The sequence below is a fragment of the Halorientalis pallida genome (genome assembly GCF_049605515.1).
In the GTDB taxonomy this organism is placed as follows: Archaea; Halobacteriota; Halobacteria; order Halobacteriales; family Haloarculaceae; genus Halorientalis; species Halorientalis pallida_A.
The window spans coordinates 2,379,438-2,400,470 of the sequence record NZ_CP187158.1; the positions used below are offsets into that span (position 1 = coordinate 2,379,438).

Below are 21,033 nucleotides of genomic sequence, written 5' to 3' on the forward strand. Positions count from 1 at the left end.
CGCCCCGGAGAAATAGCTGTCCACTCGACGGTGACAGCGACCGAATACGTTCGGATCGGGGCCGTCTCCCCGGTGTGGATGGGTTCATATTTCTCCGGTGAGAAGTGGTGGGCGATGAGTGGTCGCGTCGGTCGGACCGGAAGCGTCGTGCTGGAACGGCTCAGTGACAATCCGCTGGCGGTGGCGGGGTTCGTCGCCGCCCTCGGGGCCGCCGTGATCGTCCTCGCGACGGCCAGCGAACGGAGCGGGGCGGCGCTGACCGATCCCGCGCAGGCGACGACGGTCCTTGCGGCCGTCCCGGCCGTCGCGGTCGCGCAACCGGCCTACGTCGCGGCGTTTCTGGTGGGCGTGGTCGCCGCCGTCTACGCGCGGTGAGCGGAGCGGCTCACACCTGCTCAGGAGAACAGACTCGTGTGGACGGGCGCGAACTGACTCTCGGGTTCGTCGTCCTCGGCGGTGTCGGTGATCGCCTTCCCGTCGACGCCCGAATCGATGAAGTCCGCGAGGGGCGGCCCCACCTTCTCGGGTTCGACGAGGAAGGCGTCGTGGCCGTGGTCGGACTCGATGACGTGGTGGGCGACCGGCGTGTCGAGGTCGCGGAAGGCCTCCGCGACCTGTTCGGACTGCTCGGTCGTGAAGTGCCAGTCGCCGGTAAAGGACATCAGCAGGGCCTCGCCCTCGAAGGCGCTGAGGGCGTCGGCGTCGTCCTCGAAGCCGGCGGCGAGGTCGTAGTTGTCCATCGACCGGGTGAGATAGAGGTAAGCGTTGGCGTCGAACCGCTCGACGAACTTCTCGGCCTGGTAGTCCAGATAGGACTCCACGTCCCGGTAGGGGAAGAACGTTCCCGCGGGGTCGACGGGGAAGGTCCGCATGGCGTCCCGGCCCGCCGCACGGCGACCGAACTTCTGCTCCATCGAGGCCTTCGAGAGGTACATGATGTGGCCGATCTGGCGGGCCAGCGCCAGGCCGTCGTTCGGTTCGGCGTCGGTGCCGTAGTAGTCGCCGCCCTGCCAGTCGTCGTCGGTGGTGATGGCCCGGCGGGCGACCGCATCGAGCGCGAGACACTGCGGGTCCAGTCGGGCGGCGGCGGCGATGGACACCACGCGCTCGACGTGGTCGGGGTGGCGTTTCGCCCAGTCCAGGGCGTTCATGCCGCCGACGCTCCCGCCGACGACGGCGTGGAGCGCGGGAATCCCGAGTTCGTCCAGCAGGCGGCGCTGGGCTTCCGTCCAGTCGCCGACCGTGACGGCGGGGAAGTCGGTGCCGTAGGGCTCGCCGGTCTCGGGGTTCTCGCTGGCCGGGCCCGTGGTGCCGTAACAGGAGCCGGGGACGTTGGCACAGACCACGTAGTACTCGGTGGTGTCGATGGCCTTCCCCGGGCCGACGATGTCGTCCCACCACGCGCGGGCCTGGCCGCTGGTTCCCTGTTCGGTGCGGTGGCCGGCGACGTGTGAACTGCCGGTCAGGGCGTGACAGACCAGCACCGCGTTCTCGCCGGTGAACTCGCCGTAGGCCTCGTAGGCGATCTCCAGCTCGGGGATCGACTCCCCGCACTCGAACTCGAACTCGCCGACCGAGACCGTGTCGCGTTCGACCTCCATACTACGTCCTCGTGGCCGTCCCGATGGCTTGGTCCAGGTCGGCCTTGATGTCTTCGACGTCCTCGATACCGACCGAGAGCCGAAGGAGATCGGGCGTGACGCCGCTTTTGCGCTGTTCTTCCTCGGTCAACTGGGCGTGGGTGGTGCTTGCGGGGTGGACGACCAGCGTCTTGGCGTCGCCGACGTTGGCGAGGAACTGCCCGAGTTCGACGGCCTCGCACACGTCGCGCCCGGCCTCGTAACCGTCCTCCAGGCCGAAGGCGATCATGCCGCCGTAGCCCCCCGCCAGATACTCGCTGGCGTTGTCGTGGGTCTCGTGACTCTCCAGGCCGGGGTAGGTGACCCACGAGACCTCGGGGTGGTCGGAGAGGTACTCCGCGACGGCCATCGCGTTCTCGCAGTGGCGCTCCATCCGAACGTCGAGCGTCTCCGAACCCTGGAGGGTCTGCCAGGCGTCGAAGGGTTTCTGTCCGTCGCCGAGGACGCGGAGGGCGCGGTAGCGCGCGGCGGCGGCGAACGCGCGGTCGCCGAAGCGGTCGCTGAAAGTCGTCCCGTCGAATACAGGGTTCGGCGCACCGATCTCGGGGTACCTCTCGGGGAACTCGCCCCAGGGGAACGAACCGCCGTCGACGAGGACGCCGCCGACGGTGGTGCCCGATCCGTGGATCCACTTCGTCGTCGACTCCCAGACGATGTCCGCGCCGTGGTCGAGGGGGTTACAGAGCGCGGGCGTCCCGAAGGTGTTGTCGACGAACAGCGGCACGTCGTTTGCCTCGCAGACGGCCGCGAGTTCGTCGAAGTCCGGCGTGACGAGGGCGGGGTTGCCGATGGTCTCGCAGTGGACGTAGGCGGTCGACTCGTCGATGGCGTCGTCGTAGGCCGCGTAGTCCAGCGTGTCGACGAAGCGGGCCTCGACACCGCGCCGGCGGGCGTTGTGTGAGAGATAGGTGTGGGTCCCGCCGTAGATAGAGGCGGCGGAGACCACGTTGTCACCGGCTTCGGCCAGCACCGACGTGGCGGCGTCCAGCGCCGCCATCCCGGCACCCGTGGCGACGGCGTCGACCCCGTTCTCCAGCGCGGCCAGTCGCTCCTCCAGCATCCGGACCGTCGGGTTGTGAAACCGCGAGTAGATGTTACCCTCGCCCTCCAGCGCGAACAGGTCCGCCGCGTGGTCCGCGTCCTCGAAGACGTAGGACGTGGTCTGATAGATCGGCGGCGCGCGTGCCCCCGTCGCCGGATCAGGCTCCTCCTGGCCGGCGTGGACACACCGCGTCCCGAACCGTCGCGTGTCGTCGGTCATGTATCACACTCATATATCTCAAGACATCTATAACCGAGAGTTACGGCAATATTTCTGTGAGTGTTCGTGACACACAGGGTAGGAGTGGCCGTGAAATCGGGACCGGCGTCGCCGAAAAGGGAACTCAGCCGTCCGAGTCGTCGGTCGGGGTGGCGGTCGCGTTGCCGGTCGGCGTGGTCGGGGTCGTCGAGCCGTTCGGCGCGGTCTCGTTCCCACAGGGTTCCTCTTCGAGGATCTCGTCGATGGCCAGTTCGGCGAGTTTCCGGCCGGTGAGGACGAAGCCGTCGTCCTCGCTCACGTTCGTCCGGGACTCCTCGTAGTCGGACGCGTTCGTCCGGTTCTGCAGCCGCTCTTTCGAGATGTTCTCGGTCTTGTCGACGGGTTCACACTGGCTCGAATCGACCGCGCCGGACGCCACCGCGATTCCGGTCCCGGCGAGGACGGCGAGTACCGCCATCACGAGTGTACGTTTTCGGACCATCGGTGTCGGAGGGCTCCCACAGCGAGTCACGCCGGGAGCGTTCGAGTTTGTGTTCTTGCATTTCCTATTTGGAATTTACGGTCCGCCGGGATGGAACCGGTGCCGTCGAGGGGTCGCGCTCGAAACGAGAAGATTGATTTCGGATCGACGGGAGTGTCGGTGCAGTCGCGATGTCCGCCGAGTTACCTGTCGACACCGGTGACGATCCCCGCCTGCACACCGACCACGTCCGCCACCTGGCGGGCGACGACGAGTCCGCCGTCACGCTCGTCGGCGTCGTCCACGACCACCCCGCGAGCCGCTATCGGGTCGGCGAACTCGTCGGCGCGCTCGATCCGACCGTCCTCGCGGTGGAGGTCGCACCGCTGGCCCTCCCGCTGTTCGAGGGCTACGCCGCCGACGGCCGCGACCTCCCGCCCATGGGCGGCGAGGTCAGCGCCGCCATCGCCGCCGCCGAGGACGCCCGCGTCGTCGGGATCGACGGCGTGGACGGCGACTTCCTGCGGACGCTCGCCCGCCGCGTCCTCGCCGAGCGCCCCGACCCCGCGACGCTCGCGCGCCTGGTCGGGAGCGTCCTCGGCGTCGTCCGCAGCGCCGCGACCTGCCGACTCGGCGCAACCGTGGCCGCCGCGACCGGGCTCCAACTGGAGGTCGACGACCCGGTGACCCACGGGACGACGCTGGCCGACCCTCCCGAGCGGCAGGCCGCCGAGGAACGGTCACAGCTGTCCCGGAGTCTGACGCTGTTGCGCTGTGCCGATCCGCCCGAACCGATCCGGGTGCGCGACGACGTGCGGGACGAGTGTATGGCCGCCCGGCTCGCCGATCTGCGGGCGGAGGGCGACGTAGTGGCCGTCGTCGGGCGGGGTCACCTCGATCCGCTGGCCGAGCGACTGACGGAGTGACCGCGACGGTATCAAAACTACCATGCCCCCCGGCCGAGGAGTAGGGGGTATCAGGTGGTTTCGGTGACCAAGAAACAGGAATACACGGGCGACTATCCCGACAAGACGCTGTATCTCCCGGGTCCGACGGAGGTCCGCGAGGACGTGATCGAGGCGATGGCGGAACCGATGTTCGGCCACCGCATGGACCGGATGACGGACCTCTACACGACCATCGTGGAGGACACCAAGGAGTTCCTCGGCACCGACAACGAAGTGATCGTCCTCACAGCCTCGGGGACCGAGTTCTGGGAGGCCACGACGCTCAACCTCGTCGAGGACCGCATGCTGGTGCCGACCTCCGGCAGTTTCAGCGAGCGCCAGGCCAACGTCGCCGAGCGCCTCGGCAAGGAGGTCGACCGCATCGAGTACGACTGGGGGCAGGCGGTCAAGCCCGAGGACATCCGCGACGCCCTCGAATCCGGGGCCGAGTACGACGCCGTCGGCGTCGTCATGAACGAGACCTCCACGGGCGTGCGCAACCCCGTCGAGGAGATCGGCGACCTGCTGGGTGACTACCCGGACACGTACTTCGTCGTCGACGCCATCTCCTGTCTCGGGGGCGATCAGATCGACATCGAGGCCCACAACATCGACTGCATCTTCACCTCCACGCAGAAGGCCTTCGCCATGCCGCCGGGCCTGGCCGTCTGTACCGTCAGCGACGCCGCCTACGAGCGCGAGGTCGAGAAGGACGACTCCTCGTGGTACGGCGGCTTCCGGCGCTGTCTGGACTACTACGACCGGAAGGGCCAGACCCACTCGACCCCGGCGATCCCGATCATGCTCGCCTACCGCAAGCAGATGAAACACATGCTGGAGGAGGGCCACGACGCCCGCGACCAGCGCCACCGCGAGATGGCCGAGTACACCCGCGAGTGGGCCCGCGAACACTTCGGTCTGTACCCCGAGGAGGGCTACGAGTCCCAGACCGTGACCTGCGTCGAGAACACGCAGGGCATCGACGTGGCCGAGACCGTCGAACAGGTGTCCGAGGAGTACGACATGGTCTTCTCCAGCGGCTACGGCGACATCTCCGAGGAGAGCTTCCGCATCGGCCACATGGGCGAACACACCGTCGAGAGCATCAAGGAACTCACCGACGCCATCGAAGACGTGGCCGGGCTCTGAGCGGGAAGATCGTTACACTACGTCAGTCGGCTGTTTTGCACCGTGGTCGAGTAGTTCGCTGTCGAACGATACCAGCGTCGCGTCGACGGCCTCGGCTGCTGCGAGGACGAGCGCGTCCATCGGGTAGAGAAGCGTTTCGGACTGGAGTCGGTTCGCTTCGAGCATATCCGATGCGTCCGGAAACGTGACTGTCGTCCGAGCGGTAATACGGTTCTCGATCCGGTCGATCCGATCCCGTTCGAACTGTTTTTTCTTCGAGAGGACACTCCGGAGTTCCATCAGATTCAGCACCGAGACGTACGGTTCGTCGGCTTCGTTGAGGAGGTCGATAGCCAGATCGGATCGTTCGGTATCGTTCGTCACTGCGGCCACGAGGACGTTCGTATCGAGAAGTAACTTCATAGCCGCTCGCGAACGTCCCGAACCGCCTCGACGGAATCGACTTCGATGTCGACCGCCAGTTCCTCGAGCGCATCACCGAGCGGCACCGTCTCGTCGTCTGCCGGGTCCGAGGCCATGAAATCCTCGAAATCATCCGTCGTGAGGCTCATACAGGACAGTTGTGCTGCTGTTTGCAAAAACCTGCTGGTGGGTCCACGTGGCCGTCCAGAGCGGTTCCGAGAGCATCAAGGAACTCACCGACGCCATCGAAGACGTGGCCGGGCTCTGACGGGAGACCACGGGACTCTATACGGCCCCGATCCAGGGGCCGGTATGGACGCGGACGCACCGGCCGACAACCCCTACGTCACGGACCCGGACACCGACTTCGCGCCAGTCGCGGACCTCGACGAGGACCGGGCCCGCGAGCAGGCCAGCGAGCTACGGGAGGCCATCCGCTATCACGACTACCGCTACTACGTCGAGACCGACCCGGTGATCGGCGACCGGACCTACGACGCCCTGTTCTCGCGGTTGCAGGACCTGGAAGCCGAGTTCGACCTCGCGACCGAGGACAGCCCGACCCGACGCGTCGGCGGCGAACCCGTCGACGAACTCGATTCGGTCGAACACGTCGCGGAGATGCTCTCGATCGACCAGAGCGGCGAGGCCGAGGCGGTCCGGGCGTTCGACGAGCGCGTCCGGGACGGACTGGACGACGCCGACTGGGAAGGGGACCTGCAGTACGTCTGTGAGCCCAAGTTCGACGGGCTCTCGGTCGAGATCGTCTACGAGGACGGACAGTACGAACGGGCGGCGACCCGCGGCGACGGCGTGGAGGGCGACGACGTGACCGAGAACGTCCGGACCATCCCGAGCGTGCCCCAGCGGCTCCGCGGGGACTACCCCGACTTCCTCGCCGTGCGGGGCGAGGTGTACATGCCCAAGGACGCATTCCGAGAGTACAACAAGGAACGCGTCGAGCGCGGCGAGGACGCGTTCGCCAACCCGCGCAACGCCGCCGCGGGCACGCTCCGGCAACTCGACCCCTCGATCACGGCCGAGCGCCCGCTCTCGATCTTCTTTTTCGGCGTGCTGGACGCCAGCGAGCACACGGACAGCCAGCAGGCCGACCTCCGTGCGTTCCGGGAGTGGGGCCTCCGGGTGGCCGACGAGGTCGAGGTGGTCGACGACATCGAGGCCGCCATCGACTACCGGGACGCGATGCTCGACCGGCGCGAGGACCTGCCCTACGAGATCGACGGCGTCGTGATCAAGGTCGACGACCGCGAGGCTCGCGACCTGCTGGGGGCGACCAGCCGCCACCCGCGGTGGGCTTTCGCATACAAGTTCCCCGCCCGAAAAGAGGTGACGCGGGTCACCGACATCGTCGTCCAGGTCGGTCGAACGGGGCGACTGACTCCCGTCGCTCTGCTCGACCCGGTCGAGGTCTCCGGCGTGACGGTCTCGCGGGCCAGTCTCCACAACCCCGAGGAGATCGAGCGGCTGGGCGTGGGGGTCGACGACTCGGTGCGGGTCAAACGCGCCGGGGACGTGATCCCCGACGTGGAGGAAGTCGTCGAGGACCGCACCGAGAGCCACTTCGAGTTCCCGGATCACTGTCCGGCCTGTGACAGCGCCGTCGAGCGCGACGGGCCGATGGCCTACTGCACCGGCGGGCTGGCCTGTCCCGCCCAGCTGGAGCGGGCCATCGAACACTACGCCAGCCGCACGGGGCTGGACATCGAGGGGCTGGGCCCCGAACGCATCGAACAGCTCATGGACGCCGGACTGGTCGAGCGCCTGCCCGACCTCTACGCCCTCGACCGCGAGGCGGTGGCCGACCTGGAGGGGTGGGGCGAGAAAAGCGCCGAGAACCTGCTCGCCGAGATCGAGGCGGCCCGCGAACCGCCCCTCCCGGACTTCCTGGCGGCCATCGGCGTCCCCGAGGTCGGCCCCAGCACCGCGAAGGCACTGGCCCGGGAGTTCGGCGACCTCGACGCCGTGCTGGGTGCCGACGCCGACGAACTCCAGTCCGTCGCCGACGTGGGGCCGACCGTCGCCCGCGAGATCCGGGAGTTTTTCGACTCCGAGCGCAACCGCGAGGTGATCGAGCAGTTGCGCGAGCGGGGCGTCGACCCCCAGCCGGTCGAGGTAGAGGGGAGCGACGAACTGGAGGACCTGACGTTCGTGTTCACCGGCTCGCTGGACGAGTTCACGCGCTCGGCGGCCCAGGACCTCGTGGAACAGCACGGCGGGTCGGCCACCAGCAGCGTCTCGGGGAACACGGACTATCTGGTCGTCGGCGAGAACCCGGGAACGAACAAACGCGAGGACGCCGCGGCCGAAGACGTACCCGAGATCGACGAGGCGGAGTTCCTAGCCCTGCTGGACGAGCGGGGCGTGCTGTAGCCCAAGTGATTTTTCGGGGGCTCGTGTACCCGCGAGTATGCCCTCCAGGTTCGACGCCCTCCGTTCGCTCTCCAGACGCGACCTGCTCGCCGCCGGCGCGGGGAGTCTCCTGACGCTCGGTGCGACCAGCGCGCTCGGCCGGCCCTCGGTCCGGTTGACCGGCGGGCACGCGTACCTCCATCCGGCCGCCGACCGCGCCATCGACAACGGCCTCCAGCAGGACGGCGAGGAACAGGCGTACGTCACGCTCGTCGCCGACGAAGCGCCGGACGTGGCGGGTCCCGACCTCGACCCCGATATCCGGGAGCGGCTGGAAACGCCCGAGACCGACGAGGAGGGCGGCGTCTTCCACGCCATCATCCAGACGCGCTCGACGCCCGAGTCACCGCACTACCTGACGCCGGCCGGCCTCCGCGATCCCTACTGGCGGGGGCGCGGCACGCTGGTGTTCCCGGTCACTGTCGAGGAGTGGGGGTCGCTCGACGGGATGGACGACGACAAGCGCGAGGCACTCCAGTCGGCCGAGGAACTGGTGACCACGTCGATCTGGGGCGTGACGCCCGCACTGAACTTCTTCCCGAACAACGTCGACCTGGCGCAGGTTCACCGGGAGTACGTCGGGTGAGAGCGGCGGCGGCTCCGAACCGTGACCCGGGATACCCCGGGTCGCTGTCGGGTTTATGTCCCGGCGCGTCGTAGTGAAACGTATGTTCCTCCAACTCGGCGGCTTCGAGGGGTTGCTCGCGTTCGCGTTCGTAATCGCCGTGGTCGGCCTCGGTCTGGCGCTCGTCCTCGCCATCGCCTACATGGACCACCGCAAGGAGATGCGGCTGATCGAGGAAGGGGCCTACGCGGAAGCCGCCGAGGACAGCCGGGCGTGGATCCTCGCGGTCGGTCTCTTGCTCGTCGCCGTCGGCCTCGGGACCGGCATCGAGAGCTATCTCGCCAGCGGCGGCGTCGACGGGATCACCGCGGTCTTCGTCGGCCTCGCGGCGCTCGCGTACTACGTCATCAAGCGCCGACAGGGCGGGACGGCGGCGAACCAGAGCGACGACGAAGCGAGCGCCTGAGTCTGTCCGAGACGGCTCGGCCCCTCCGTCGCCGCTCTCTCGTTCGATTGCCCCTCCCTGCGGTCGGGCCATCCGGCTCACACCTCGTCGTCGGGATCGTGTCGCTCGGCCATCCGCTCGGCCTCGTTCGCGTAGCGCTCGCGGTCCTCGTCGTCGACGGCTTCCAGCCGATCCGGTTCCACGTCCAGCCCCGCCGTGACGGTCGAGTCGAACAGCATCTGCGTCGAGCGTTGCTGGAACACCGCCCGCTGGCCGTCCGGCGTCGCGTAGACGAGCGTCACCATGTCCTCGTGTTCGTACTCGCGGGCGACCAGCCAGACGCGAACGGTATCGTCGGACATCAGATCTCGTCGTCGGGGTCGTTGTTCTCGGCGACGCGGTCGGCCTCGCTGGCGTAGCGCTCCCGGAGGTCCGGGTCGTCGACCGGTTTCAGCTGGTCGGCGGTGGCCTCCTTGGCGGCGGTGACGCCGCTGCCCTGGAGCATGTTCGATGAGCGGTTGCTCTGCATGTAGCGTTCGCCGTCGGGCGTGGCGTAGACGAGCGTGAGCAGTCCCTTGTCGCTGTACTCGCGCTCGACGAGCCAGACCCGTTCGGTCCCGTCGGTCATACCGGGGGTTGCGGGCCGGTCGGCTTGTATCCACTCATCGCGCGTCAGGTTCATGTGTGCCGACCGACAACCGGCAGGGCATGCAGCGGTGGAGCGAGCAGGCCAGTCGTCGCCTCAGGGACGGCGAACGGATCGAGACGACGGTGCCGATCGGCGAGAACGGGATCGTCGTCACCAGCCAGCGCGTGCTGGCGTTCACCCCCGACGGCGACGGGTCGAACTTCCGGGCCATCGAACGGCCCAACGTCGAGCGCGTCGGCCGCAAGACCACCGGCGAGACCGGCTGGCTCGGCTACGCGCTCCGGGGTCTGATCGCGGGCGTGGCCGGCGTCGGCGTCGGTCTCGTCGTGGACTTCGACTCGCTGATCGACCTCGGCAAGATCGACCCGCAGGCCGCCGGCCGGACCGGAATGGGCGGTATGCTCGGCCTCCTCGGCCAGATCTCGAACGCGGTGGGGATGCTCGACGAGGCCCTGCTGGTGGGCGGCCTGCTCGGCTTCGCGGCGGCACTGGGCGCGGTCGGGATGTACATCGAGAGCCGGACGGCGATCGTCGAGGTCACAGTCGCCGGCGACGCGGACCTGCACGTTCCGTCCGCGGACGGTGACGACGACGCGGTCGCGCGACTGCGACGCCACCTCTCGGGCACGCCCGCAGGCGAACCGCTGGCGGAGGCCGCCGAATCGAGCGACCGCGGAACGCTCGGGACGATCGTGGACTCGCTCACCGGCGACGACGCGGACGCGGCCGAGGAGCCGACCGAACCGGCGGTCGACGACCGGCCCGAGGACGACACGACCCCGGACGCCGAGACCCGCGGGACGAGCGCGGAGGCGTCCCCCGACGAGGTCTCGGCGGCCATCGGCACGGCGAGCGAGGACGACGCGGCGGACCCGGTGGAGACGGGCGAGTCGACGGACGCCGCCGAGGAGATCAGGGAGGCCTCCGAGTCAGCGCGGGAGGCCCCCGCCGAGGAGGTCGCCGACGAGATTCTCGACTTCGACGACGAAGAGTAATCCACATACCCCGCGGACCCGTACGGCCCCCGAGATGGACCCGAGCGAGGTCCGTGATCGGGCGGCCGACCTGCCCCGCGAGCCGGGGAGCTACCAGTTCCTCGACGAGTCGGGGGTCGTGCTGTACGTCGGGAAGGCCGTCGACCTGCGCGACCGGGTGCGCTCCTACAGTGATCCGCGGGGCGAGCGCATCCGCCGGATGGTCGAGCGGGCCACCGACCTGGACGTGGCCGTCACCGACACGGAGACCCAGGCCCTGTTGCTGGAGGCCAACCTCATCAAGCGCCACCAGCCCCGCTACAACGTCCGGCTGAAAGACGACAAGTCCTACCCGCTGGTCCAGTTGACCGGCCACGACGTGCCTCGCATCGAGATCACCCGCGACCCCGACGACGACGCGACCGTCTACGGCCCGTTCACGGACAAGGGCCGCGTGGAGACGGTCGTCAAGGCGCTGCGGGAGACCTACGGCCTGCGGGGGTGTTCCGATCACAAGTACGCCAACCGCGACCGACCGTGTCTCGACTACGAGGTCGGGCTCTGTACCGCGCCCTGCACCGGCGAGATCGGCGCGGAGGCCTACGCCGAGGACGTCGAGAGCGTCCGGCGGTTCTTCGAGGGCGAAACGGGCGTGCTGGCCGATCCCATCCGACGGGAGATGGAGCGGGCGGCCCAGGAGGAGGCGTTCGAGCGCGCCGCGAACCTCCGGGATCGGCTGGAGGCCGTCGAGGCGTTCCACGGCGAGGGCGGCGAGGCCGTCAGCGCGGGGGGGAGCGACCGCGAGCGGGCCGTCGACGTGCTGGGCGCGACCGTCGAGGGCGACGAGGCGACGGTCGCTCGCCTCCACGCCGCCGACGGCCAACTCGTCGAGCGCGAGCGGCACACGCTGGCCGCGCCGGAGGGCGACAGCGGCGAGACGCGGATCGGCGCGGTGTTCGCGGCCTTCGTCCCGCAGTACTACGCCGAGCGGGAGTTGCCCGACGCCATCCTGCTGTCCGAGCGACCCGACGACCCCGAACTCGACGCCTGGCTCGCCGCGGAGGGGGTCGACCTCAGGGTGCCCGGCGCGGGCCGGGAGGCCAAGCTGGTCGATCTGGCGCTGAAGAACGCCCGGCGGGGCACCGGTGCCCGGGACGACGAGGGGGCGGCGCTGGCCGAGGCGCTGGGGCTGGACGCGCCCGTCGAGCGCATCGAGGGGTTCGACGTGAGCCACGCGCAGGGGAGTGCCGTCGTCGGCAGTAACGTCACCTTCGTCGACGGGAGCCCGGAGAAAGGCGACTACCGGCGGCGGAAACTCGACGAGCGCAACGACGACTACGCGAACATGCGGGCGCTGGTTCGCTGGCGGGCCGAGCGCGCCGTCGAGGGCCGCGACGACCGCCCCGACCCCGACCTGCTCCTGATCGACGGCGGCGACGGGCAACTCGGCGCGGCCCGGGACGCGCTCGCGGAGACGGGCTGGGACCGGCCCGCCGTCGCGCTGGCCAAGGAAGAAGAACTGGTGGTCACGCCCACCGGGACGCTGGACTGGGACGACGACGCGCCCCACCTCCACCTCTGTCAGCGCGTCCGCGACGAGGCCCACCGCTTCGCCGTCCAGTACCACCAGTCGCTCCGTGACGACGTGTCCACGGCGCTGGACGACGTGCCGGGCGTCGGCCCCGAGACCCGCCGGCGACTCCTCCGACGGTTCGGGAGCGTCGAGAACGTCCGGGGGGCCGACCCCGACCAGCTCCGGCAGGTCGACGGCGTGGGCGAGAAGACCGCCGAGACCATCGCCTCGCGACTGTAATCGCGAGCGAACGACGAACCTGATGGTATTTTAACACGACGGTAGTGGCGGTTCAGGACTGCTGCACGGTTCGTTTCGTTCGTTCTCCGGTGGGAAAATTCTAAGGCGTTGCAGAATGATGTGAACACGAGCATGGGGGAGGGAGTGAACAGCGCGAGCGTCGCGGGTGGTCCGGCGCTCGGAGACGAGACCACGGGACGACGGACCGGCCGGGAGGAACGGGCGTGTCAGTCCGGGGGGACACGGCGGGGACGCCGCCGACACGTCTGGAGTCGGTCCGGAGGGGGACCGGGTGATGATACCTGACGAGGGCACGCCCTGGCCGGTGATCGGCGGCGTCGCCGTCCTCCTCGCCGTGGCCGTACTCGGCGGCCTCGCGCTCTCGAACGCGGGACCGGCCGGTACCGCGGTCGCCACGCAGTCCAACGACACCGACTGGAACACGACCAACGGTTCGGAGGCGGTCGCCCCCGGGTGTCCGCCCGCCGACGCGCTCCGAAAGGAAGTGTTCGACGGCCTGGAGACCCGCAGCATCGAGGAGGTCCGGTCGACCATCCCGTCCGAGGCCGTCAGATGTCTCCCCGAGGACGTGCTGGAGACGTTGAATCTCGGGAACGAGACGGACGGCTCGACCACGGGGAGCGACGGGAACGAATCCGACGGTACCGATTCGTCCGATGAGGCCGACTCGACCGGCGACTGTCCGCCGCCGGAGACGATCCGGCTGGAGGTCGACGCGGCGCTGGCCGACGACTCCAGGGCCGAGGTGCGGGCGGAACTCACCGACGCGGAGATCGACTGCCTCCCCGCGGACGTGAAAGACGACCTGAACATCGGGGACGACGGGTCGGCGAGCGAGAGTGCGACCGACGGCACCGACAGCACGGCCGGCGACGGTACGGACGGCGTCGACTGTCCGTCGGACGAGACGATCCGAGAGTCGGTCGAGACGGCGCTCGCGGGCTCGTCGGCCGCGACGGTCCGGGAGAAGATCCCCGACGAGTACGACGACTGTCTCCCCGCAGACGTGAAAGACGACCTGAACATGGGGGCCAGCGCGTCCGCGGACTCGACGGCAACTGACACCGCGACAGCGACGGAGAGCGACGCCGGGACCGAGACAGCGACGGCGACCGACGGCGGCGTGGACTGTCCGCCGGCCGAGACCGTCCGCAAGGACGTGAACAGGACGCTCGAGAAGATGTCGGCCGCGCAGTTCCGGACGATGGTCCCCGAGAAATACGTCGAGTGCTTCCCGCCGGACGTTCGCGAGCGACTCGGACTGACGGGCGAGAGGGACGCGGCGAGCGGCGGCGACGCACAGTCGTCCGGGTCCGAGGAGAGCGCTGCCGGCTCGTCGACACCCATGGGCGACCCCGAGTCCGAGGTGTTCGACTCGGACGGTGATGGTGTCGTCAACGCGCGGGACCACGCACCGAACGACGCCAGCGTGCAGTTCGCCGATTCGGACGGCGACGGCGTCCCGGACCCGTACGATTACGCACCCCGCGACCCCGACGTGCAGGACGAAGGCGACGTGGCGGCAGCCGCCGATCCGGGTGGCGACGACGGGGGTGGCGACGGGAGCGGCGACAGCATCCCGGTCGCCGCCGGGTCGGCGTTGCTCCTCGTGCTGGCGGCCGGCACCGGTGCGGTCGTCTATCGCCGCTACGGCGGGACCGGATCGGACGACGACGGGTTGCCCCAGCCGACCGGTACCGGGTCGACGATGGCCGAGGAGAACAGTTCGGAACCACACGACGTGTTCGGCGAGAGCGCGTTCGACCCCGACGACTCGCCCGGCACGGGCGCGGCGTTCACCTTCGACGACCACGAGGGGGACGCCGGCGGGTTCGTCTTCGACAACGAGACCGACGAGGACGTGATCACGCTCGACAGCGACGGCTCGGTCCCCGACGAGGAGACCGAGACCGGCTTCGTCTTCGAGGGCGGGCCGAGCGCGGAACTCGACGACGCGGGTGAGCCCGCGGACGACTGACGGTGGCGGCGAGCAGGGGACGGACGGCCGGCGAGTCCGTGGATAATCGAGCGATGGACCCGCGATCCGGGTGGATCGGTACGCCCACCAACAGTTAAACCGCAGGGCGTCGAAGCCACGGCTATGACAGACGGGGGTCGGGAGAGTCTCGCGTACAAGCTCGGGCGAGCGACCGCGAGCGGCGGCTCACCGGCCTCGCCGCGCGGCCTCGCGGCCACGCTCGCGGTCTTTGCGGTCGTCCTGTTCGGCTTCGACGTGATCGGCGGGACGGAACTCGTCGGGATGCTCCTGTTGACCATCGCTATCGTGGCGGTCAACAGCGCGGTCGTCATCGTGCAGGCCTACGAGAAACAGGTGCTGACGGTGCTGGGGAGTTATCGGCGGACCCTCCAGCCGGGGATCAACTTCGTCCCGCCGTTCGTCTCGACGACCTACAGCTTCGACATGCGGACCCAGACGCTGGACGTGCCCCAGCAGGAGGCGATCACTCGCGACAACTCGCCGGTGACCGCCGACGCCGTCATCTACGTGAAGGTGATGGACGCCAAGAAGGCCTTCCTCGAAGTCGAGGACTACGACCGCGCGGTCTCGAACCTCGCCCAGACGACGCTGCGGGCGGTGCTGGGCGACATGGAACTGGACGACACGCTGAGCAAACGCAACGAGATCAACGCCGTCATCCGCCGGGAACTGGACGAACCGACCGACGAGTGGGGCGTCCGCGTCGAGTCCGTCGAGGTCCGCGAGGTGAAGCCCTCCGCGGACGTGGAGGACGCGATGGAGCAACAGACCGCCGCCGAGCGCCGCCGGCGCGCCATGATCCTCGAAGCCCAGGGCGAGCGCCGGTCGGCCATCGAGCGCGCCCAGGGAGACAAACAGTCCGACATCATCCGCGCCCAGGGCGAAAAGCAGAGCCAGATCCTCGAAGCCCAGGGCGACGCCGTCTCCACGGTGTTGCGCGCGCGATCCGCCGAGTCGATGGGCGAGCGCGCCATCGTCGACAGGGGGATGGAGACGCTGTCGAGCATCGGCCAGGGCGAGTCGACGACCTTCGTCCTGCCCCAGGAACTCTCCTCGCTGGTCGGCCGCTACGGCAAGCACCTCACCGGCAGCGACGTGCAGACCGGCGGCGAGGGGAGCCTGGAGAGTCTGGACTTCGACGCCGAGACCCGGGAGATGCTCGGCCTCGACGACATCGCGGCGACGCTGGAGGAACTCGATACGAACGTCGAACGGCCGACCGGGGCTACCGAGAGTGGGACTGCCGACGCGGCCGCCGACGGTGACGACTGACCGAACGTCCACCGATTCGCGCCGGCCGCCGTCGCACGTTCGGGATCACAACTATTGAGCGGGGGGCCGACGAACCGTGCGGCAGGATGTCCACACTCTCCCGGATCACGGTCTTCCCCGTCAAATCGCTGGACGGACTGGCGCTCGACAGCGCCACCGTCGGCCGGCGGGGCGCGCTCGAACTCGACCGCGAGTACGCGATCTTCGACGCCGACGGCGAGTACGTCAACGGGAAGGCCACCGCGCGAATCCACCGGCTCCAGTCGTCGTTCGATCCCGCGACTCACGAACTGACGGTCGGCCGGTACGACGGCGACGCGCGCCACACCTTCGCCCTCGGGGACGAGTCGGGACGGGCGGCCTGTGGCGAGTGGCTCACCGACTTCTTCGACGAACCCGTCACCGTCGAGCGCGACGACGCGGGCGGCTATCCCGACGACGAGGAGTTACACGGGCCGACGGTGATCAGCACCGGCACTGTGCGGGCGGTCGCGGACTGGTTCGACCTCCCGCCCGAGAACGTCCGGCGGCGGTTGCGGGCCAATATCGAGATCGGCAGTCCGGAACCGTTCTGGGAGGATCGGCTGTTCGCCGACCGCGGCGAGGTGGTGGCGTTCACCGTCGGGAACTGTCGTTTCCACGGCGTCAACCCGTGTCAGCGGTGTGTCGTCCCGACGCGGGACCCCGACACGGGCGAGGCCATCGAGGATTTCCGCGAGCGGTTCATCGAACGCCGGGAGGCGACCCTCCCGGAGTGGACGCCCTCGGATCGGTTCGACCACCCCTACCGGCTCATGCTGAACACGGTGGTGCCCGAGGAGTCGTGGGGCACCGAGATCGCGGTGGGCGACGAGGTGACGGTCGGGGACGTGCAGTCGTCCGAACGCTGAGGTCAGTACTCGTCGAGTCGGACGGTCATCACGGGGACCGGGGATTTGCGGACGACTTTCTCGGCGACGCTGCCGATGAGGTAGTGGTCGATACCGGTGCGGCCGTGGGTGCCCATGATCACGAGGTCGACCCCGATATCGTCGACAGCGTCGAGGATCGCCGTTTTCGGGACGCCCTCGACGACGTGTGTCTCCACGGCCACGCCATCGGGTAGGGCGGCGACGGCGTCCTCGACGGCGGCCTCGGCGCGTTCGTGTTCGGCCTCGTCCCAGGCTTGCGAGGAGAGCCCGCTACTGGGGCTCTCGAAGCGGTTGCGCGTGTCGGCGACCGAGAGGACGTGGACCGTGGCGTCGAACCGCTCGGCGACGGCTGCGGCGTGGTCGGCGGCCGCGGCGAACCCCTCGCTGCCGTCGGTCGGGAGGAGGATGTGCTGGTACATCGTGGATCAGAAGCCCCCGCTGGCCATCAGGAACAGTGCAATCGAGATGAGGGTAAACAGGACGCCGACCCCGGTCTGGATCGTCTCCGTGTCGAGCGCGCTGGAGACGTAGGGCGCGATCTGACCGCCCGTGACGGTCGCGGGGACGGTGAACACGACCATGTTCCAGGGCGTCGACGCGATGCTCAGCGCGTGGATGCCGGGGATGACGCTCCCGGCGAACACGTGGACGATGGACGCGAGGATCGCCGTGGTAGCGACGACGATGTGGTTGGTGCCGATGGCCACCCGCGTCGGGACGTTCGTCCGGAGCTGGGAGATGATACCGAGTTCGCCGATGCCGAACCCGGCCAGTCCCTGGAAGGTTCCGCCGACGCTGTAGTTGGCGAAGCGTTCGAGATAGCCCGACCAGGAGTACTCGTAGGTGTCACCCTGCGTGTCGACTCGCGTGATCTGCCCGTCGTCGGCCGCCTCGACGCCGGCGGGCCCGAGTTTCCCGGCGTCGTCGGGGAGGTCCCGCTCGGGGCCGCCGTCGGCGGTCACCTCCGTCTCCGCGTCGTCGTCGGCCGGTTCCTCGTGGGCCAGATCGGCCTTGAACATGAGGTACGCGGCCGTCATGAGCGCGGCCCCCAGCGCCGCGTGGAAGAGCCACTCCGGGATGAAAAACGACAGGAGTGCGCCGCCGATGACGAACGGGACGCTGCCGCCGACGAGTGTGAGCGCCAGTCGACGGTCGACGAGCCCGTACCGGATGAACGCGATGGCCGAACTGGACAGGCCGAACGACTCGCTGATCAGCCCGACCTTCACGAGCGTTTCGGGACCGATCGGATACGCCAACAGCGGGAAGATGAAGATGAAAAACGGCACGAACAGGGCCGATCCGCTGATTCCGACCGTGTTCACGATGGTCGCACCCAGCAGGAAGAAGGGGAACAGCCACCAGTACTCCAGCCAGTAGCTCGTTCCACTCCCCTCTGTCGGCGCGAACAGAAGCACAGCGGCCACGAAGACTACTGGGGCGGTGAACACGAAGATATGCTGGTACCTCAGGAACGTCTTCTGGAGCCTGCTGGAGGCTGTCGGCGCGGTCATTGAGTCTTGACTCCCGGTTTGGGAATTGCCTTACAAAGGCCTTGTCGTTTGCTCGGACAGTGAGCCACGAGAACCGGACACAACCGGCAATTCTTCCGGCGACAGTGCCGAACCGTTAATTTCGTTGCCACCATTTGCGGCAACGACTGCCGACACGTCCACCGATGGCCTAGGTCCCCGAATATTTATTACAGACCCGAATAAACTAACGTGTGTAATGAGCCTTAAGGAGGGACTTCTGGAGGAGGCCGAGCAGTCCGCGAACGAGCAGCGCCGCATGGACTCGGAGTCTCTCCCCCCGACAGCGGAGCCCCCGGCGACCGGGCTCCGCGGAAAGCTGGCGCGGTTCAGCCGGGAGTGGTCGCGCCGCTACGTCGAGATGCGGGTCGAGGCTCGGAGATAACCACACGGCGCAGTCGCAGTTTGCGGTTTTTCCCGTTCGTTCGTCCGTGAGTCGCTACTCCGTCCCCGGCACCCGCCGGCCTCAGAACTCCTCGGCCGGCTCCGGGACGACCCCGTCCTCCTCGCCCTGTAGCTCGTACTCCTGTCTGAGTTCGCGGATGCGGTCGCGGATGTCCGCCGCCAGTTCGAACTCCAGGTTGTCGGCGGCTTCTTCCATCCGTTCCTGCAGGTCGGCGATCAACTGCTCGGCCTCGCTCTCGTCGCTGGGGTCCATCCCGGAGACGCCGCCGGTGTCGGTCTTCGCACCGGGGAGATTCGTCTCGCCGACGGGCTTGTCGATGGTCGTCGGCTCGAAGCCGTGTTTCTCGTTGTACTCCTGCTGAATCTCGCGGCGACGGTTGGTCTCCTCGATGGCCGACTCCATGGCCGAACTCACCTCGTCGGCGTACAGCACCACCTCGCCGTTGACGTTGCGCGCGGCCCGCCCCATCGTCTGGACGAGCGTCGTCTCGCTCCTGAGAAAGCCCTCCTGGTCGGCGTCGAGGATGGCGACCAGCGAGACCTCCGGGATGTCCAGCCCCTCCCGGAGCAGGTTGATGCCGACGAGTACGTCGATCTCGCCGAGGCGGAGGGAGCGGATCAGCTCGTGGCGTTCGAGCGTGTCGGTCTCGTCGTGCATGTAGGCCACGTCGACGCCGGCTTCTTCGAGGTACTCGGTGAGGTCCTCGGCCATGCGCTTGGTGAGCGTCGTCACCAGAACCCGTTCGTCGCGTGCGACGCGCTCGTCGATCCGGTCCATGAGGTCGTCGACCTGCCCCGTCGCGTCGGCGACCTCGACGGCGGGGTCGACGAGGTGGGTGGGCCGGACGATCTGTTCGACGACCTGCTGGCTCTCCTCGCGCTCGTAGTCGCCCGGCGTCGCGCTCACGAACAGCGTCTGCCCGGTCTTCTCGGTGAACTCCGCGAAGGTCAGCGGGCGGTTGTCGAAGGCGGTCGGCAAGCGGAAGCCGTTCTCGACCAGGCTCTCCTTCCGGCTCTTGTCCCCTTCGTACTGCCCGCGGATCTGGGGGACGGTCTGGTGGGACTCGTCGATCACGGTCAGGAAGTCGTCGGGGAAGTAATCCAGCAGGGTGTAGGGCGCTTCCCCGGACTCGCGGTCCGAGAGGTGGACGGAGTAGTTCTCGATGCCCGAGCAGTAGCCGGTCTCTCGCAGCATCTCCAGATCGAAGGTGGTGCGTTCCTCGATGCGCTGGGCGGCGACGGCGTCGCCGTTGCGCTCGAAGTAGCGCACGCGCTGGTCCATCAGCTCCTCGATCTCCGCGATGGCCTCCTCCAGGCGCTGTTCGGGGATGGAGTAGTGCTCTGCGGGGTGGAGCAAGACGGCGGGCTCGCGGCTCTTGACTTCGCCTTCGAGCGGGTCGATCTTGACCAGCCTGTCGATCTCGTCACCCCAGAACTCGACGCGGACGGCGTAGCGACCGTACATCGGGTATATTTCGAGGGTGTCGCCACGCACGCGGAAGGTGCCCTGCGTGAAGTCCACGTCGTTGCGTTCGTAGTTCAGATCGACCAGCCGGCCCAGCAACTCGTCGCGTTCGATCTCCTGGCCCTGCCGGAGTTCGAGGGACATGTCGACGTAGTTGCGCGGGTCACCGAGGCCGTAGATGGCCGAGACGGAGGCGACGACGATCACGTCGTCCCGCGTCAAAAGCGAGCGGGTGGCGGAGTGGCGCAGGCGGTCGATCTCGTCGTTGATCGAGGCGTCCTTGTCGATGAAGGTGTCCGTCTGCTCGACGTAGGCCTCGGGCTGGTAGTAGTCGTAGTAGCTGACGAAGTACTCGACGGCGTTGTCGGGGAACAGTTCCCGGAACTCCTCGTACAGCTGGGCCGCGAGCGTCTTGTTGTGGGCGATCACCAGCGTGGGTTTCTGGATCTCCTCGATCACCCACGAGACCGTGTTTGTTTTGCCCGAGCCGGTGACGCCCAGCAGGGTCTGCGTGTCCATGCCCTGCCGGAAGCCGTCGGCCAGTTGCTCGATGGCCTCGGGCTGGTCACCCGCGGGGTCGAACGGCGCGTCGACGCGGAACTCGCGGTCCACGTCCGGACGGTCGGGCGAGAGAGGGCTCCCGGAGGTGTCGCTCATTGTCGGAGTGGTAGGGCTGGAAGGACTTGGGTGGCT

General features: G+C 68.4%; 22 protein-coding genes. 12 read left to right on the forward strand and 10 right to left on the reverse strand.

Translation table 11 applies throughout. The features are described from left to right. Positions 1 to 114 precede the first annotated feature (114 nt). Positions 115 to 375, forward strand: a complete 261-nt coding sequence (locus ACOZ4N_RS13805; RefSeq protein WP_424016946.1) for a hypothetical protein — start codon at positions 115 to 117, stop codon at positions 373 to 375. A 20-nt stretch (positions 376 to 395) separates the two neighbouring features. Here ACOZ4N_RS13805 and metX read toward each other — a convergent pair whose 3' ends face one another. The 3 genes from metX to ACOZ4N_RS13820 all read right to left on the reverse strand — a co-directional run bounded on the left by metX (position 396) and on the right by ACOZ4N_RS13820 (position 3,382). Beyond that, on the reverse strand, positions 396 to 1,601 hold the full coding sequence (metX, locus tag ACOZ4N_RS13810) for a homoserine O-acetyltransferase MetX (protein ID WP_424016947.1): 1,206 nt from the start codon (positions 1,599 to 1,601) through the stop codon (positions 396 to 398). A gap of 1 nt (position 1,602) precedes the next feature. Then, positions 1,603 to 2,901, reverse strand: coding sequence for an O-acetylhomoserine aminocarboxypropyltransferase/cysteine synthase family protein (locus ACOZ4N_RS13815; RefSeq protein ID WP_424016948.1), 1,299 nt, complete (start codon positions 2,899 to 2,901; stop codon positions 1,603 to 1,605). A 124-nt stretch (positions 2,902 to 3,025) separates the two neighbouring features. After that, positions 3,026 to 3,382, reverse strand: a complete 357-nt coding sequence (locus ACOZ4N_RS13820) for a hypothetical protein (RefSeq protein WP_424016949.1) — start codon at positions 3,380 to 3,382, stop codon at positions 3,026 to 3,028. A 170-nt stretch (positions 3,383 to 3,552) separates the two neighbouring features. On the opposite strand from ACOZ4N_RS13820, the gene ACOZ4N_RS13825 reads away from it, so the two are divergent. Together ACOZ4N_RS13825 and ACOZ4N_RS13830 are read left to right on the forward strand one after the other, a co-directional pair. Continuing rightward, complete coding sequence (locus ACOZ4N_RS13825; protein WP_424016950.1) at positions 3,553 to 4,287, forward strand: hypothetical protein; 735 nt, start codon at positions 3,553 to 3,555, stop codon at positions 4,285 to 4,287. 63 nt (positions 4,288 to 4,350) lie between these two features. Then, entirely contained in the window at positions 4,351 to 5,457 is a 1,107-nt protein-coding gene (locus tag ACOZ4N_RS13830; protein ID WP_424016951.1) for a pyridoxal-phosphate-dependent aminotransferase family protein, read from the forward strand. Positions 5,458 to 5,469: 12 nt separating this feature from the next. Here the strand turns inward: ACOZ4N_RS13830 and ACOZ4N_RS13835 are convergent, their stop codons facing one another. Together ACOZ4N_RS13835 and ACOZ4N_RS13840 are read right to left on the reverse strand one after the other, a co-directional pair. After that, positions 5,470 to 5,859 (reverse strand): type II toxin-antitoxin system VapC family toxin, encoded by a 390-nt coding sequence (locus tag ACOZ4N_RS13835; RefSeq protein ID WP_424016952.1) that lies wholly within the window; start codon positions 5,857 to 5,859, stop codon positions 5,470 to 5,472. Further along, positions 5,856 to 6,008 carry a hypothetical protein gene (locus ACOZ4N_RS13840; protein WP_424016953.1) on the reverse strand — a complete coding sequence of 51 codons (153 nt, stop codon included), beginning with the start codon at positions 6,006 to 6,008 and terminating at the stop codon, positions 5,856 to 5,858. Before ACOZ4N_RS13840 ends, ACOZ4N_RS13835 begins: the two co-directional genes overlap by 4 nt. A gap of 163 nt (positions 6,009 to 6,171) precedes the next feature. Between ACOZ4N_RS13840 and ligA the strand changes: the two genes are divergently transcribed. The 3 genes from ligA (at position 6,172) to ACOZ4N_RS13855 (ending at position 9,320) form a co-directional block, all read left to right on the forward strand. Continuing rightward, complete coding sequence (gene ligA, locus ACOZ4N_RS13845; RefSeq protein WP_424016954.1) at positions 6,172 to 8,250, forward strand: NAD-dependent DNA ligase LigA; 2,079 nt, start codon at positions 6,172 to 6,174, stop codon at positions 8,248 to 8,250. A gap of 37 nt (positions 8,251 to 8,287) precedes the next feature. Next, positions 8,288 to 8,875 (forward strand): hypothetical protein, encoded by a 588-nt coding sequence (locus tag ACOZ4N_RS13850; protein WP_424016955.1) that lies wholly within the window; start codon positions 8,288 to 8,290, stop codon positions 8,873 to 8,875. An 82-nt stretch (positions 8,876 to 8,957) separates the two neighbouring features. After that, positions 8,958 to 9,320 carry a hypothetical protein gene (locus ACOZ4N_RS13855; protein ID WP_424016956.1) on the forward strand — a complete coding sequence of 121 codons (363 nt, stop codon included), beginning with the start codon at positions 8,958 to 8,960 and terminating at the stop codon, positions 9,318 to 9,320. 77 nt (positions 9,321 to 9,397) lie between these two features. On the opposite strand, the gene ACOZ4N_RS13860 is transcribed toward ACOZ4N_RS13855, so the two are convergent. Further along, the gene (locus tag ACOZ4N_RS13860) at positions 9,398 to 9,661 is read right to left on the reverse strand and encodes a hypothetical protein (RefSeq protein WP_424016957.1); all 264 of its coding nucleotides are present in this window, start codon (positions 9,659 to 9,661) and stop codon (positions 9,398 to 9,400) included. Beyond that, complete coding sequence (locus ACOZ4N_RS13865; RefSeq protein WP_424016958.1) at positions 9,661 to 9,927, reverse strand: hypothetical protein; 267 nt, start codon at positions 9,925 to 9,927, stop codon at positions 9,661 to 9,663. Before ACOZ4N_RS13865 ends, ACOZ4N_RS13860 begins: the two co-directional genes overlap by 1 nt. 80 nt (positions 9,928 to 10,007) lie before the next feature. Between ACOZ4N_RS13865 and ACOZ4N_RS13870 the strand changes: the two genes are divergently transcribed. The 5 genes from ACOZ4N_RS13870 (at position 10,008) to ACOZ4N_RS13890 (ending at position 16,917) form a co-directional block, all read left to right on the forward strand. Next, entirely contained in the window at positions 10,008 to 10,943 is a 936-nt protein-coding gene (locus tag ACOZ4N_RS13870; protein WP_424016959.1) for a hypothetical protein, read from the forward strand. Between the two features lie 34 nt (positions 10,944 to 10,977). Beyond that, complete coding sequence (locus ACOZ4N_RS13875; RefSeq protein WP_424016960.1) at positions 10,978 to 12,735, forward strand: excinuclease ABC subunit C; 1,758 nt, start codon at positions 10,978 to 10,980, stop codon at positions 12,733 to 12,735. Positions 12,736 to 13,030: 295 nt separating this feature from the next. Then, a complete protein-coding gene (locus ACOZ4N_RS13880) occupies positions 13,031 to 14,734 on the forward strand; it encodes a hypothetical protein (protein ID WP_424016961.1) in 1,704 nt (567 codons plus the stop codon). Between the two features lie 282 nt (positions 14,735 to 15,016). Then, positions 15,017 to 16,027: an SPFH domain-containing protein gene (locus ACOZ4N_RS13885; RefSeq protein WP_424019957.1), complete on the forward strand. Its 1,011-nt coding sequence runs from the start codon at positions 15,017 to 15,019 to the stop codon at positions 16,025 to 16,027. Between the two features lie 86 nt (positions 16,028 to 16,113). Next, positions 16,114 to 16,917, forward strand: coding sequence for an MOSC domain-containing protein (locus tag ACOZ4N_RS13890; protein ID WP_424016962.1), 804 nt, complete (start codon positions 16,114 to 16,116; stop codon positions 16,915 to 16,917). Positions 16,918 to 16,919: 2 nt separating this feature from the next. Here ACOZ4N_RS13890 and ACOZ4N_RS13895 read toward each other — a convergent pair whose 3' ends face one another. Further along, a complete protein-coding gene (locus tag ACOZ4N_RS13895; RefSeq protein ID WP_424016963.1) occupies positions 16,920 to 17,357 on the reverse strand; it encodes a universal stress protein in 438 nt (145 codons plus the stop codon). Positions 17,358 to 17,363: 6 nt separating this feature from the next. Then, on the reverse strand, positions 17,364 to 18,452 hold the full coding sequence (locus tag ACOZ4N_RS13900) for a sulfite exporter TauE/SafE family protein (RefSeq protein ID WP_424016964.1): 1,089 nt from the start codon (positions 18,450 to 18,452) through the stop codon (positions 17,364 to 17,366). Between the two features lie 217 nt (positions 18,453 to 18,669). On the opposite strand from ACOZ4N_RS13900, the gene ACOZ4N_RS13905 reads away from it, so the two are divergent. Continuing rightward, positions 18,670 to 18,855: a hypothetical protein gene (locus tag ACOZ4N_RS13905; RefSeq protein WP_424016965.1), complete on the forward strand. Its 186-nt coding sequence runs from the start codon at positions 18,670 to 18,672 to the stop codon at positions 18,853 to 18,855. A gap of 81 nt (positions 18,856 to 18,936) precedes the next feature. Here ACOZ4N_RS13905 and uvrB read toward each other — a convergent pair whose 3' ends face one another. Then, complete coding sequence (gene uvrB / locus ACOZ4N_RS13910) at positions 18,937 to 20,997, reverse strand: excinuclease ABC subunit UvrB (RefSeq protein ID WP_424016966.1); 2,061 nt, start codon at positions 20,995 to 20,997, stop codon at positions 18,937 to 18,939. Between the last annotated feature and the right edge of the window lie 36 nt (positions 20,998 to 21,033).